Genomic DNA, 13,030 nt, shown 5'->3' with positions numbered 1-13,030 from the left:
CCTGCCCCGCACGTCAATGCCCCGTCAGGGAATGAGCCGGTCGATGATGGCGTCCAGCCCGTCGTAATGGTCGATCAGCGCCTCCGGCGCCAGCTCGGCCACCGCGCGGCCGGTGGGCCCGAAGGTGACGAGCGCGCAGGGCCGCCCGGCGGCGCGCGCGGTGTCGCGGTCGGTGATCGTGTCGCCGATCAGGATCGACCGGTCGAGCGCGCCGCCCGACCGCGCCACCGCCTCGCGGAAGGGCGCGGGGTCGGGCTTGCGCACCGGCAGCGTGTCGGCGCCGATCAGCGCGGCGAAATCGTCGCGCACCCCCATGCGGCGCAGCAGGGTCTCGGCCAGCCCCTCGGGCTTGTTGGTGCAGATGCCCACCGCGATGCCGTTGGATTTCAGGCGGGCCACCGCCGCCATCGCGCCGGGATAGAGGGTGGTGTGCCGGTCGATGGCCTCGCCATAGGCCGCCAGCAGCACCGGGTAGCCCGCCTCGACCAGCGCCTCGGCGTCGTCGACCCCCAGCCGCCCCGCCGCCAGCCGCAGCATCGCCCGCCCGCCCCGGAAGGCGGTCGCATCGTCGGCCCCCATCGCCAGTTGCGGGGCGTGCCCCAGCACCCCCAGCGCCGCGTTGCAGGCGGCGATCAGGTCGCCCGCCGTATCGGCCAGCGTTCCGTCGAGGTCGAAGATCACGCAGCGCATCGGCGTCCTTTCGGCGGGTTTCCGCCCGGCCATGTAACAGGGCGTTGGGCAAAGTGAAGCCGGCGCGGCTTGCGCCACGGCCCGCCTGGGGTAAAACGGCCACAACTCGAGGAAGGCAGGCAGACCCATGTCCGACACAGGCAGCCCCCGCCCCGTCGCGCTGATCGTGCTGGCGGCGGGCCAAGGCACGCGGATGAACTCCGACCTGCCGAAACCGCTCCACAAGCTGGGCGGCGTGCCCCTGATCGCCCACGCGCTGGCCGCCGGCGCGGCGCTGGAGCCGTCGCGCGTCGTGGTGGTGACGGGCCACGGCGCCGAGGAGGTCGAGGCGGCGGTGGCCGACCTCGCGCCCTTCGCCACCTGCGTCCGGCAAGAGGTGCAGCAGGGCACCGGCCACGCGGTGCTGCAGGCCGCCCCGGCGCTGGAGGGGTTCGAGGGCGACGCCATCGTCCTCTACGCCGACACGCCCTTCGTCAGCGCGGACACGCTCGAGGCGATGCGCGCGGCACGCGCGGCCCACGACATCGTGGTGCTGGGCTTCGAGGCCGCCGATCCGGGCCGCTACGGCCGGCTGATCCGCGAGGGCGACCGCCTCCTGCGCATCGTCGAGGCCAAGGACGCGACGCCCGAGGAACTGGCCGTCACCACCTGCAACTCGGGGCTCATGGCGGCCGATGCCGCGACGCTCCTGCGGCTGCTCGGGCAGGTCGGCAACGCCAACGCGGCGGGCGAATACTACCTGACCGACGTGCCCGCGCTGGCCATCGCCGAGGGCCTCAGCGCCACCGCCATCCTCTGCCCCGAGGCCGAGACGCTCGGCATCAACTCCCGCGCCGAGCTTGCCGCGGCCGAGCGCGCCTTTCAGGCCGCGAAACGCGCCGAGATGGTGGAAACCGGCGTCGCCATGGCCGCGCCCGAGACGGTGATCTTCGCCCTCGACACCTTTGTCGGCCGCGACGCCGAGGTGGAGCCCTACGTCGTCTTCGGCCCCGGCGTCACGGTGGAATCGGGCGCGCGCATCCGCGCCTTCAGCCACCTCGAGGCCTGCCATGTCGGCGCGGGCGCCATCGTCGGGCCCTACACCCGTCTGCGCCCCGGCGCCGAGATCGGCAACCGCGCCCATGTGGGCAACTTCTGCGAGGTGAAGGAATCGCTGATCGGCGAGGGCGCCAAGGTCAACCACCTCAGCTACATCGGCGACGCCGAGATCGGCGAGGGCACCAACATCGGCGCGGCCACCGTCACCTGCAACTACGACGGGGTGATGAAGCACCGCACGGTGGTGGGCCGCAACGCCTTCATCGGGTCGGACACGATGCTGGTCGCGCCGGTCACGGTGGGCGACCGGGCGATGACGGCCTCGGGCTCGGTCATCACGCAGGACGTGCCCGCCGGCGCGCTGGCGCTGGGGCGGGCGAAACAGGTCAACAAGCTTGGTCTGGCGGAAAAGCTGATGGATCGGCTCCGCGCGATCAAGGCGTCGAGGAAAGGGTAGGCCATGTGCGGCATCGTCGGCGTGCTGGGGAACCACGAGGTCGCCCCGCTGATCCTCGAGGCGCTGAAGCGGCTGGAATACCGCGGCTATGACAGCGCGGGCATCGCCACGCTGCAGGAGGGGCATCTCGACCGCCGCCGCGCGGTGGGCAAGCTCGTCAACCTGTCCGACCGGCTGGTGCACGACCCCCTGCCGGGCAAGGCCGGCATCGGCCACACCCGCTGGGCCACCCACGGCGCGCCGACCGAGGCCAACGCCCACCCGCATCGCGCCGGCCGCGTCGCCGTGGTGCACAACGGCATCATCGAGAATTTCCGCGACCTGCGCGCCCGCCTGTCCGACCGCCCCTTCGAGAGCGAGACCGACACCGAGACCGTGGCGCGGCTCTGCGAGCGCCACATGGCCGACGGCCTGCCCCCGCGCGAGGCGGCCGCCGCCACGGTGCGGGAGCTGGAGGGCGCCTTTGCGCTGGCCTTCCTGTTCGAGGGCGAGGAGGACCTGCTCGTCGCCGCCCGGCGCGGGTCACCGCTGGCCATCGGGCATGGCGAGGGCGAGATGTTCGTGGGCTCGGACGCCATCGCGCTGGCGCCGATGACGCACCGCATCACCTACCTCGAGGAAGGCGACATCGCCTACGTCACCCGCGCGGGCGTCGAGATCTTCGACGCCGAGGGCCGCCGCGCCAACCGCGAGATGCGGACGATCTCGGGCCAGTCGGTCGCCGTCGACAAGGCCGGCCACCGGCATTTCATGCTCAAGGAGATCTACGAGCAGCCGACCGTCCTGTCCGACTGCCTGCGCCACTATTCCGACGGCACCGCGGTGACGATCCGCGAGGGGGAGCTGGATTTCGCGCAGACCGACCGGCTGATCCTCGTCGCCTGCGGCACGGCCCATTACGCCTGCCTCGTGGCGAAATACTGGTTCGAGCAGCTGGCGGGCCTGCCCTGCGACGTCGATATCGCGTCCGAGTTCCGCTACCGCGAGCCGCCGGTGTCGGACCGCGCCACCGCGCTCTTCGTCAGCCAGTCGGGCGAGACAGCCGACACGCTGGCCGCCCTGCGCTACGCCCGCGACAAGGCCGCCCGGATCGTGTCGGTGGTGAACGTGCCCGAAAGCTCCATCGCGCGGGACTCCGACCTCGCCCTGCCGATCCTCGCCGGTGTCGAGGTCGGCGTCGCCTCGACCAAGGCCTTCATGAACCAGCTGGGCGCGCTGGCCCATCTCGCCATCCTCGCCGCCCGCCAGCGCGGCCGGATCGACTCCGCCCGCGAGGCGGAGTTGCTGGGCACGCTCCGCAGCCTGCCGGGCCTCATCAACCAGGCGCTGGCGCTCGAACCCCAGATCGAGGCGCAGACCCGGCGGCTGGCCGAGGCGCAGTCGGTCCTGTTCCTCGGCCGCGGCGCGATGTTCCCGATGGCGCTGGAGGGCGCGCTGAAGCTCAAGGAAATCAGCTACATCCACGCCGAGGGCTATGCGAGTGGAGAGCTGAAACACGGCCCCATCGCGCTGGTGGACAAGTCGGTGCCGGTGGTCGTCCTCGCCCCCCGCGACGGGCTGTTCGACAAGACCGTGTCGAACATGCAGGAGGTGATGGCGCGCGAGGGCCGCGTCTGGCTGGTGACCGATGCCGAGGGCGGGCGCCTCGCGGGCGACGGCGTCTGGCACAGGCTGGTGATGCCCACGGTCGACCCGGTCTTCGCCCCCATGCTCTACGCGGTGCCGGCGCAGCTGATCGCCTACCACACGGCCCTGCACAAGGGCACCGACGTCGACCAGCCGCGCAACCTCGCCAAATCGGTGACGGTGGAATGACCCGGCTGGGGCCGCCCGAGCTGACGCTGCGGGGCCGGCACGTCACGCTCCTGCCCCTGTCGCCCGACCACGCCCCGGCGCTGTCCGCGGCGAGCGCCGAAGGCGGGCTGCATGACCTGTGGTACACCTCCGTCCCATCGCCGCAGGGGATGGCGGCCGAGATCGACCGCCGCCTCGGCCTGCGCGAGGCGGGCTCCATGATCCCCTTCACCACCTGCGACGCCACCGGCCGGCCCGTGGGCATGACCAGCTTCATGCACATCGACCACGCCGGCCCCCGGGTCGAGATCGGCTCCACCTGGATCGCCCCCTCGGCCCAGCGCGGGCCCGTGAACACCGAGGCCAAGCGCCTGATGCTCGGCCACGCCTTCGAGGTGTGGCAATGCCTCGCGGTCGAGTTCCGCACCCACCGCCTCAACGCCCAGTCCCGCCGCGCGATCGAACGGCTGGGCGCGCAGCTCGACGGCATCCTGCGGGCGCACATGCGCCTGCCGAACGGCACGATCCGCGACACGGCGGTCTATTCCGTGACCGCCGGCGACTGGCCCACCGTGCGGGCGCACCTCGACTGGCAACTGGCGCGGCCCCGATGACGCCCGAGGACGCCATCGCCGCCCTGCGGGCCCAGGCCGACCCGGCCCGCGCGGCCGAAATGGCCGCCTACCACAAGCAGACGCGCGAGGTGCTGGGCCTGTCCAACGCGCTCACCGGCGAGATGGCCGAGGGCTGGCGCAAGGCGCTGGACCAGCCGGCGCTGGTGGCGCTGGCGCAGGGTCTCTGGGCCAGCGACATCTTCGAGGCGCGGATCGTCGCCGGAAAGCTGTTCCTGCAGGCCCGGATGCGCCCCGACGACGCCGCGGCCTGGGCCTGCCTCGCGGGCTTCGTGCCGGAGTTCGACAGCTGGGCCATCGCCGACGCCGTGGCGCAGTCGGGGCAGAAACGGATGGTGCAGGTCCCCGCCCGGCTCGACGAGGTCGAGGGCTGGGTGACCTCCGACCACATGTGGACCCGCCGCGCGGCGCTGGTCTTCACCCTGCCCTTCACGAAATCCCGCCACCCGAACCCGACCGAGGCCGCCGCGCGGACCCGCATCCTCGGCTGGTGCGCGACGCTGGCCCCCGACCGCGACTGGTTCATCCAGAAGGCCATTGCCTGGTGGCTGCGCGACCTGTCCAAACGCGACCCCGCGACGGTCGCCGCCTGGCTCGCCGCGCATGGCGAAACCCTGAAGCCCTTCGCGCGCAAGGAAGCCGCCAAATACCTCCCCGCCTGACCCCCCGTTAAGGTTAACGCGCCCCCGCCCCCCTCATCTTTGCTTCAGAAATACTCCGGGGGTCGCCATTGGCGCGCCATTGGTCCGAGCGACAATGGCGACGGGCAGAGCCCCCGGGGCTGCTCACCCCACGCGACGTCAGACGACCGGCACCCCACCCCGCATCACCGTCAGGAACCAGTCGGTATCGATGTTCCCGCCGCACAGGATCACCCCCACCTTCCGCCCCGCCATGCGCTCCCGCTCCTGCATCAGGGCCGCCAGCGGCGCCGCCCCCGCCCCCTCATCTTTGCTTCAGAAATACTCCGGGGTCCGGGGCAGCGCCCCGGGTATTTCCATCCCGCGCGACGTCCGGCAGGCGCGCTTAGACCACCGGAACCCCACCCCGCATCACCGTCAGGAACCAGTCGGTATCGATGTTCCCGCCGCACAGGATTACCCCCACCTTCCGCCCCGCCATCCGCTCCCGCTCCTGCATCATGGCCGCCAGCGGCGCCGCCCCCGCCCCCTCGGCGACATTGTGGGTGTCGGTGAAATAGGCCCGGATCGCCCCGGCCACCTCGGCGTCCGACACTTTCACGATCCGCGCCGCCCCCGGCCCGTAGATGTCGAGCGCCGCGGGCACCGGCACCCGCACCGCCATGCCGTCGGCGAAGGTGCGCGCGCTGTCGGTCGGCACCGGCCGCCCCGCCTCGACCGACAGCTTGGCGGTGGCCGCGTTCTCGCTCACCACCCCCACGATCTCGGTCTTCAGCCCCAGCGCGTCGCGGGCGAGGATCGTGCCGCAGATGCCCGAGCCGCAGCCGATCGGCACGTAGACCGTGTCGAGGTCGGGCACCGCGGTGAACAGCTCCAACCCGTAGGTCGCCACGCCCCGCACCAGCTCCGGGTGAAAGGGCGGCACGACGACAAGCCCCTCGGCGTCGGCCACGCGGTAGGCCTCCTCCCGCGCGGCATCGAAGTCGTCGCCGAACTCGATCAGCTCCGCCCCGAAGGCCCGCATCGCGGCGTTCTTCTCGACCGAGTTGCCGCGCGGCACGTAGACCCTGGCCACCAGCCCCGCGGCGCGGGCCTGCCGCGCCTGCCCCTGCCCGTGGTTGCCGCGGGTCGCGGTGCAGATGCCGCGCGCGTCGGGGTGGGCGCGCCGCACCCAGTCGATGAAGGTGATCGCGCCGCGCAGCTTGAAGGATCCCGTGGGGGTGTGGTTCTCGTGCTTGACCCAGACCTGCGCCCCGGTCCGTTCCGCCAGCAGCGGCCAGGCGATCTGCGGCGTCGGCGCCATGTGGCGGGTCACCAGCGCATGGGCGGCGCGAAGCTCGTCTTGGGTGAAGCGCATCGGCGGGTCCTCCTGTCGCGGGGCAGCGTGGCGCGGGGGGGCGCGGCTTGCAATCCCCGGGCCGCGGGCTACCCCTTGGGACCGCAACAGGAAGGGACCGGCCATGCATGTTCTGATCACGGGCGCCAACCGCGGCATCGGCGCGGAGCTTGCCGCCGCCTACCGGGCGCGGGGCGCCGAGGTCACCGCGACGGCGCGCGACGCGGCGGGCTGCCTCGCGCTCGACGTGACCGACCCGGTGTCGGTCAAGGTGCTGGCCGACAAGATGGGCGACCGGGCCGTCGACCTCCTGATCTGCAACGCGGGCGTCTACCTCGACAAGGGGCAGAGCCTTGAGGACGGCTTCGCGCCCGAGCTCTGGGCGGCGACCTTCGCGGTGAACGTGACGGGCGTGTTCCTGACGGTGCAGGCGCTGTTGCCGAACCTCGCGCGATCCGCGGCACCGAAGATCGCCATCGTGGCGAGCCAGATGGGGTCGTCCACCCGCAACACCGGGGGCAGCTACATCTACCGGGCATCCAAGGCGGCGGCGATCAACCTCGGCCGGAATCTTGCGACCGACCTCGCCCCGCGGGGGATCGCGGTGGGGATCTACCACCCGGGCTGGGTGCGCACCGACATGGGCGGGACCGGCGCCGATATCGGCACCGACGAGGCCGTGGCGGGGCTGGTGGAGCGCTTCGCGGCGCTGGCGGTGGCGACGACCGGGTGTTTCGAGACCTGGGACGGGCGGGCGCACGCGTTCTGAGGGGTTTCGCCGCCTGCGGGCGGCGACCGGGTGGCGGGCCGAGGCCCGCCCTACGGGGGCGCCGGTTGGACGGGGGTGGCGGGCCGAGGCCCGCCCTACGGCGTCTGGCAGGCGTGGGGCGGGGTGGAGGCGGTGCTCCCGAAGGGCGTATTTGGGGAAAGATGAAGGGGATGGGTCGCGCAGGGCGCGGCAACCGCACCCTTGCGGGGCGGGGCGGCGCGCCGTATGACGCGCGGCGTCTGGCAAGGGGACGTCCATGCCCATTCTGGTGATGAAATTCGGCGGCACCTCGGTCGCCACGCTCGACCGCATCCGCCGCGCCGCCAAGCGCGTGGGCCGCGAGGTCGCGAACGGCTACGACGTGATCGTCATCGTCTCGGCCATGGCCGGCGAGACCAACAAGCTGGTGGGCTTCGTCGAGGAGACCTCGCCGCTCTACGACGCGCGCGAGTATGACGCCGTGGTGTCCTCGGGCGAGAACGTGACCGCGGGGCTGATGGCCCTGACGCTGCAGGAGATGGACGTGCCGGCCCGCAGCTGGCAGGGCTGGCAGGTGCCGCTGATCACCACGTCCGCCCATGCCGCGGCGCGGATCGAGGAGATCCCGACCGCCAACATCCTGAAGAAGTTCGAGGAAGGCATGAAGGTCGCGGTGATCGCGGGCTTCCAGGGGATCAGCCGCGAGGGCCGGATCACCACGCTGGGGCGCGGCGGCAGCGACACCAGCGCCGTCGCCTTCGCCGCCGCCTTCGGGGCCGAGCGCTGCGACATCTACACCGACGTGGACGGGGTCTACACCACCGACCCGCGGATCACGTCCAAGGCGCGCAAGCTCGACCGGATCGCCTTCGAGGAGATGCTGGAGCTGGCGAGCCTCGGGGCCAAGGTGCTGCAGACCCGGTCGGTCGAGCTGGCCATGCGCTACAACGTGAAGCTCCGGGTTCTGTCGAGCTTCGAGGAAATGTCGGATGAGGCAGGCACGCTCGTCTGTGCCGAGGAGGATATCGTGGAAAGCAACGTGGTGGCCGGTGTGGCCTATTCCCGCGACGAGGCCAAGCTGACCCTGACCCAGGTGGCCGACCGCCCCGGCATCGCCGCCGCGATCTTCGGGCCGCTGGCCGAGGCCGGCGTGAACGTCGACATGATCGTGCAGAACATCTCGGAGGGCGGCACCACCGACATGACCTTCTCCTGCCCGGTGAACGAGGTGAAGCGGGCGGAAAAGGCGATGGCCGACGCCAAGGCCGCCGGGCTGGTCGATTTCGGCCGGCTGGTCGCCGACACCGATGTCTGCAAGGTGTCGATCGTCGGCATCGGGATGCGCAGCCACGCGGGCGTCGCCGCCAAGATGTTCCAGACCCTGCGCGACGAGGGCATCAACATCAAGGTCATCACCACCTCCGAGATCAAGGTCTCGGTGCTGGTGGACCGCAAGTACCTTGAACTGGCCGTGCAGGCGCTGCACGACGCCTTCGGGCTGGACCGCGCGGCCTGACGCCCCACCCCCGCGCCGGGCGCGCGGGGACACATGCACCATGTGCAATGCTGCATTGCAGCATCGGGCCTAACCAGGCCCGGCGCATCGGATTATCTGAGGGGTCGACAGGACAACACACGCGTCTCGCGGAGGTTCCCATGACGACCCAGACCCTTCCCCTTTCCGCCATCCCCAGCCGGGGCACCGCGCCGGTCGCGGCCTTCTTCCGGGCGCTGGCCCGGGCCGTCGCGCTCGGCAGCAACGCCCAGGCGCGCTTTGACCGCGTGCAGCGGCTGCAGGCCCTGAGCGACGACGAGCTGGCCCGCATCGGCCTCAAGCGCGACGACATCGTGCGCCACGTCTTCGCCGACGCCTTCGACGCCTGAGCGCCGCCCGGCCGGGTGCGGCATGGACGCCCCCGGCCTTTCCCGTCGTGGCGTAATCCCGCCATGCCCGTTGCGCCGCGCCCCCGCGGCACGTTATCCCTGATCCCCGGGACGGCGGCCGCCGCAGGACGCGTCCGCGGGCGAGGGTGATGGCACAGGGTACGGAAACAGAGAGCAGAAAGCTCCTCAGCCGCCTGCAGGCGGTGATGGCCGACGCGAGCGCCGGGCAGGAGCGGCTCGACCGGATCACCCATCTGATCGCGGATTCGATGGGCACCGAGGTGTGCTCGATCTACCTGCTGCGCGATGCCGACACGCTGGAGCTGTGCGCCACCCAGGGCCTCGCGCCCGAGGCGGTCCACGTCACCCGGATGCGGATCGGCGAGGGCCTCGTGGGCCGCGTCGCGCGCTCGGCCCAGCCGATCAACACCGCCAATGCGCCCGCCGAGCGCGGCTTCCGCTACATGCCCGAGACGGGCGAGGAGCGCTATTCCAGCTTCCTCGGCGTGCCGGTCCAGCGGCTCGGCGAGCGGCTGGGCGTGCTGGTGGTCCAGTCCAAGGAGGCGCGCGAGTTCTCGGACGACGAGATCTACGCGCTCGAAGTCGTGGCCATGGTGCTGGCCGAGATGACCGAGCTGGGCGCCTTCATCGGCGAGGGCGCGGCGCTGGCCGAACGCCACAAGAGCCAGGTGATGATCCGCGGCACCTGCGCGCAGGAGGGCACGGCCATGGGCCATGTCTGGCTGCACGAGCCGCGCGTGGTGGTGACGCGGCCCGTGGCCGACGACCCCGAGGCCGAGCTCAAGCGCCTGCACGCGGCGGTGGACCAGCTGCGCCTCGACATCGACGACATGCTGACCCGCGCGCCGACCGGCGACGCCGAGCAGCGGGAGGTGCTGGAGGCCTACCGCATGTTCGCCCATTCCCGCGGCTGGATGCGCCGGATGGAGGAGGACATCGCCCGCGGCCTCAGCGCCGAGGCCGCGGTGGAAAAGGAGCAGTCGACCGCGCGCGCGCGGCTGGAAACCGTGCCCGACGCCTACCTGCGCGACCGGCTGCACGACCTCGACGACCTGTCGAACCGGCTGCTGCGGCGGCTGACGGGACAGGGCAAGGACACCGGCGCCGAGCTGCCCGCCGACCCGGTGCTGGTCGCGCGCAACATCGGGCCGGCCGAGCTCCTGGATTACGGGCGGCGGCTGAAGGGGGTGATCCTCGAGGAAGGCTCGGTCGGCAGCCATGCCGCCATCGTGGCCCGCGCGCTGGCGATCCCGCTGGTGATCCATGCCCGGCAGATCACCACCGAGGCGCTGAACGGCGACCTCGTTCTGGTCGACGGCGACCAGGGCATCGTGCACCTGCGCCCCGAGGACGCCGTCGCCTCGGCCTTCCGCGACAAGCTGGCCATGCAGGCCGAGGCGCAGGAGCGCTACGCCTCGATCCGCGACAAGCCGGCCGAGGCGCTGTGCGGCACGGTGGTGTCGCTGCAGATGAACGCGGGGCTGATGGCCGACCTGCCGTCGCTGCCCTCGTCGGGCGCCGAGGGGGTGGGCCTGTTCCGCACCGAGCTGCAGTTCCTGACCCGCAACAAGGTGCCGCGGCGGGGCGAGCTGGCCGCGCTCTACGCCCGCGTCATGGACGCCGCCGGCGGCAAGCGGGTGGTGTTCCGCACCCTCGACATCGGCTCGGACAAGGTGCTGCCCTACATGAAGCCGACCGAGGAGCCGAACCCGGCGCTCGGCTGGCGGGCGATCCGGGTGGGGCTGGACAAGCCCGGCGTGATGCGGATGCAGCTGCAGGCGCTGATCCGGGCCGCCAACGGCCGGGCGCTGACGGTGATGTTCCCCTTCGTCGCCCAGCTGGAGGAATACACCCAGGCGCGCGACCACCTGCTGCGCGAGATGGACCGCGAGGCGGCGCTGGGCCACACCCTGCCCGAGAAGCTGGAGATCGGCGCGATGCTCGAGACGCCGAGCCTTGCCTTCGCGCCGCGGCGGTTCTTCGAGGACTGCGACTTCATCTCGATCGGGGGCAACGACCTCAAGCAGTTCTTCTTCGCCGCCGACCGCGAGAACGAGCGGGTGCGGCGGCGCTACGACACGCTGAACGTCAGCTTCCTGACGTTCCTCGAACAGATCGTGCACCGCTGCGGCGACACCGACACGCCGCTCAGCTTCTGCGGCGAGGACGCGGGGCGGCCGGTCGAGGCGGTGTGCTTCGCGGCCATCGGCCTGCGCACCCTGTCGATGCGCCCGGCCTCGATCGGGCCGGTCAAGTCGCTGCTGCGGCGGGTCGACCTGCGCGAGGCCCGCGCCGTCATCAACGAGGCGCGCGCCAGCGGCGCGCAGTCGGTCCGCCCCGCCGTGATGGAGTGGCTCAAGCGGCAGGGCTGAGGCCCCTTGCGCCCACCCCTGCGGCGGCGCAATCATCGGCACGGCCAACGGATGCAAGGGGGACGGCCCCGGCGGCGTGGCCCGCCCGACGTGCCCGATGCTGACACCCAAGCTGTTGACCACGCTGCCCCAGAGCACGCCGAACAGCGTGCTGGCCGATCTGGTCGCGGGCATCACCGTGGCCATGGTCGCCCTGCCCCTCAGCCTCGCCATCGCCATCGCCTCGGGCGCGCCGCCCGCGACGGGGCTGGTGACGGCCATCGTGGCGGGGTTCCTGATCTCGGCGCTGGGGGGCAGCCGGGTGCAGATCGGCGGGCCGACGGGGGCCTTCATCGTCGTGGTCCACGCGGTGATCGCCGAGCACGGGCTGGACGGGCTGATCCTGGCCACCCTGATGGCGGGCGTCATCCTCGTCGCGGCGGGGCTGATGCGGGCGGGCAGCCTGATCCGGCTGGTGCCTGAGCCGGTCATCAACGGCTTCACCATCGGCATTGCGGCGATCATCGCGCTCAGCCAGCTGCCCGACGCGGTGGGCATCACCCTGCCCGCCGGCACGCCGGCCGAGGCACTGGAGCGCCTGCCCGCGATCTGGGCCGCGCGCGGCACGCTGGATTGGGCCAGCCTTGCCGTGGGCGTCGGCACCGTCGTCGCCATCGTGGCGCTGCGCCGCGCCTTTCCGCGCTTTCCCGGCCTGATCGTGGCGGTGGCCGGGGCCTCGGCGGCGGTGGCGCTGCTGGCGCTGCCGGTCGACACGCTCGGTGCCCGCTTCGGCGCCCTGCCCGCGACGCTGCCCCGGCCCGCGATCCCCGAGATGAGCGTCGCGCGGCTGGTGGAGCTGCTGCCCTCGGCCCTCATCATCGCGTTCCTTGCGGGGGTCGAGTCGCTCCTGTCCGCCATGGTGGCCGACCGCATGGTGGCCGGGCAGCACCGGCCCAGCGCCGAGATCCTGGCGCAGGGCGTGGCGAACATCGGCTCGGCGCTGATGGGCGGCCTGCCCGCCACGGGGGCCATCGCGCGCACGGCGACCAACGTGCGCGCCGGGGGGCGCACGCCGCTGGCCGGCATCTTCCACGCGCTGACGATCCTCGTCGTGATGTGGGCCGCGGCGCCGCTGGCGGGGTATCTGGCGATGCCGGCGCTGGCGGGGCTCCTGCTGGTGACCGCCTGGAACATGTCCGAGCCGCAGCACTGGCGCGGCTACGCGACGGCGGGGCGGGTGTCGGACCGGGTGCTCCTGGGGCTGACGCTGGTCCTGACGGTCTTCGCCGACCTGACGGTGGCGATCGGGGTCGGCGTGGCGCTGGGGCTAGCGCTGCGGCTCCGGCGGCGGGATGTGCCGCCGGCGGAGTGGACGCCTCCGGACCGGTGACGGGCGCGCCGGTCCACGCACGCTGGACGCGGGCCGCGGGCCGGGGGT

11 protein-coding genes are annotated in these 13,030 nt (G+C 72.3%); 9 read left to right on the top strand and 2 right to left on the bottom strand.

Annotated features, from left to right (window positions below):
* Positions 1-24: 24 nt before the first annotated feature.
* Positions 25-690, bottom strand: coding sequence for an HAD-IA family hydrolase (locus HCU73_RS03540; RefSeq protein WP_168622361.1), 666 nt, complete (start codon positions 688-690; stop codon positions 25-27).
* 127 nt (positions 691-817) lie between these two features.
* Here HCU73_RS03540 and glmU point away from each other — a divergent pair, with 127 nt between their 5' ends.
* From glmU to HCU73_RS03520, 4 genes are read left to right on the top strand one after another with little or no spacing between them, the layout of a single operon-like run.
* Positions 818-2,185: a bifunctional UDP-N-acetylglucosamine diphosphorylase/glucosamine-1-phosphate N-acetyltransferase GlmU gene (gene glmU, locus HCU73_RS03535; protein ID WP_168622004.1), complete on the top strand. Its 1,368-nt coding sequence runs from the start codon at positions 818-820 to the stop codon at positions 2,183-2,185.
* A gap of 3 nt (positions 2,186-2,188) precedes the next feature.
* On the top strand, positions 2,189-4,000 hold the full coding sequence (gene glmS / locus HCU73_RS03530; protein ID WP_168622003.1) for a glutamine--fructose-6-phosphate transaminase (isomerizing): 1,812 nt from the start codon (positions 2,189-2,191) through the stop codon (positions 3,998-4,000).
* Positions 3,997-4,593 (top strand): GNAT family N-acetyltransferase, encoded by a 597-nt coding sequence (locus tag HCU73_RS03525; RefSeq protein ID WP_168622002.1) that lies wholly within the window; start codon positions 3,997-3,999, stop codon positions 4,591-4,593. The genes glmS and HCU73_RS03525 overlap by 4 nt, the downstream gene beginning before the upstream one ends.
* Positions 4,590-5,273, top strand: a complete 684-nt coding sequence (locus HCU73_RS03520) for a DNA alkylation repair protein (protein WP_168622001.1) — start codon at positions 4,590-4,592, stop codon at positions 5,271-5,273. Before HCU73_RS03525 ends, HCU73_RS03520 begins: the two co-directional genes overlap by 4 nt.
* 364 nt (positions 5,274-5,637) lie before the next feature.
* Here HCU73_RS03520 and HCU73_RS03515 read toward each other — a convergent pair whose 3' ends face one another.
* A complete protein-coding gene (locus HCU73_RS03515; RefSeq protein ID WP_168622000.1) occupies positions 5,638-6,609 on the bottom strand; it encodes a threonine dehydratase in 972 nt (323 codons plus the stop codon).
* Between the two features lie 103 nt (positions 6,610-6,712).
* On the opposite strand from HCU73_RS03515, the gene HCU73_RS03510 reads away from it, so the two are divergent.
* The 5 genes from HCU73_RS03510 to HCU73_RS03490 all read left to right on the top strand — a co-directional run bounded on the left by HCU73_RS03510 (position 6,713) and on the right by HCU73_RS03490 (position 12,982).
* The gene (locus HCU73_RS03510; protein WP_168621999.1) at positions 6,713-7,357 is read left to right on the top strand and encodes an SDR family NAD(P)-dependent oxidoreductase; all 645 of its coding nucleotides are present in this window, start codon (positions 6,713-6,715) and stop codon (positions 7,355-7,357) included.
* A 256-nt stretch (positions 7,358-7,613) separates the two neighbouring features.
* Complete coding sequence (locus tag HCU73_RS03505; protein WP_168621998.1) at positions 7,614-8,852, top strand: aspartate kinase; 1,239 nt, start codon at positions 7,614-7,616, stop codon at positions 8,850-8,852.
* Positions 8,853-8,992: 140 nt separating this feature from the next.
* Positions 8,993-9,220 (top strand): hypothetical protein, encoded by a 228-nt coding sequence (locus HCU73_RS03500; protein ID WP_168621997.1) that lies wholly within the window; start codon positions 8,993-8,995, stop codon positions 9,218-9,220.
* Positions 9,221-9,369: 149 nt separating this feature from the next.
* Positions 9,370-11,613, top strand: coding sequence for a phosphoenolpyruvate--protein phosphotransferase (gene ptsP / locus HCU73_RS03495; RefSeq protein ID WP_168621996.1), 2,244 nt, complete (start codon positions 9,370-9,372; stop codon positions 11,611-11,613).
* Positions 11,614-11,710: 97 nt separating this feature from the next.
* The gene (locus HCU73_RS03490; RefSeq protein ID WP_338051969.1) at positions 11,711-12,982 is read left to right on the top strand and encodes a SulP family inorganic anion transporter; all 1,272 of its coding nucleotides are present in this window, start codon (positions 11,711-11,713) and stop codon (positions 12,980-12,982) included.
* The last annotated feature ends 48 nt before the right edge of the window (positions 12,983-13,030 follow it).

The sequence above is a fragment of the Roseicyclus persicicus genome, from assembly GCF_012395815.1.
Classification (GTDB): Bacteria; Pseudomonadota; Alphaproteobacteria; order Rhodobacterales; family Rhodobacteraceae; genus Roseicyclus; species Roseicyclus persicicus.
The sequence above is the reverse complement of the archived record's forward strand: the minus strand, read 5'-3'. Positions and strand labels throughout refer to the sequence as shown.

Coding starts and splice junctions, on each gene's coding strand:
- HCU73_RS03490 (WP_338051969.1), top strand. CDS start 11,711: ATGCTGACACCCAAGCTGTTGACCACGCTGCCCCAGAGCACGCCGAAC.
- HCU73_RS03520 (WP_168622001.1), top strand. CDS start 4,590: ATGACGCCCGAGGACGCCATCGCCGCCCTGCGGGCCCAGGCCGACCCG.
- HCU73_RS03505 (WP_168621998.1), top strand. CDS start 7,614: ATGCCCATTCTGGTGATGAAATTCGGCGGCACCTCGGTCGCCACGCTC.
- glmS (WP_168622003.1), top strand. CDS start 2,189: ATGTGCGGCATCGTCGGCGTGCTGGGGAACCACGAGGTCGCCCCGCTG.
- HCU73_RS03500 (WP_168621997.1), top strand. CDS start 8,993: ATGACGACCCAGACCCTTCCCCTTTCCGCCATCCCCAGCCGGGGCACC.
- HCU73_RS03525 (WP_168622002.1), top strand. CDS start 3,997: ATGACCCGGCTGGGGCCGCCCGAGCTGACGCTGCGGGGCCGGCACGTC.
- HCU73_RS03515 (WP_168622000.1), bottom strand. CDS start 6,609: ATGCGCTTCACCCAAGACGAGCTTCGCGCCGCCCATGCGCTGGTGACC.
- HCU73_RS03510 (WP_168621999.1), top strand. CDS start 6,713: ATGCATGTTCTGATCACGGGCGCCAACCGCGGCATCGGCGCGGAGCTT.
- HCU73_RS03540 (WP_168622361.1), bottom strand. CDS start 690: ATGCGCTGCGTGATCTTCGACCTCGACGGAACGCTGGCCGATACGGCG.
- ptsP (WP_168621996.1), top strand. CDS start 9,370: ATGGCACAGGGTACGGAAACAGAGAGCAGAAAGCTCCTCAGCCGCCTG.
- glmU (WP_168622004.1), top strand. CDS start 818: ATGTCCGACACAGGCAGCCCCCGCCCCGTCGCGCTGATCGTGCTGGCG.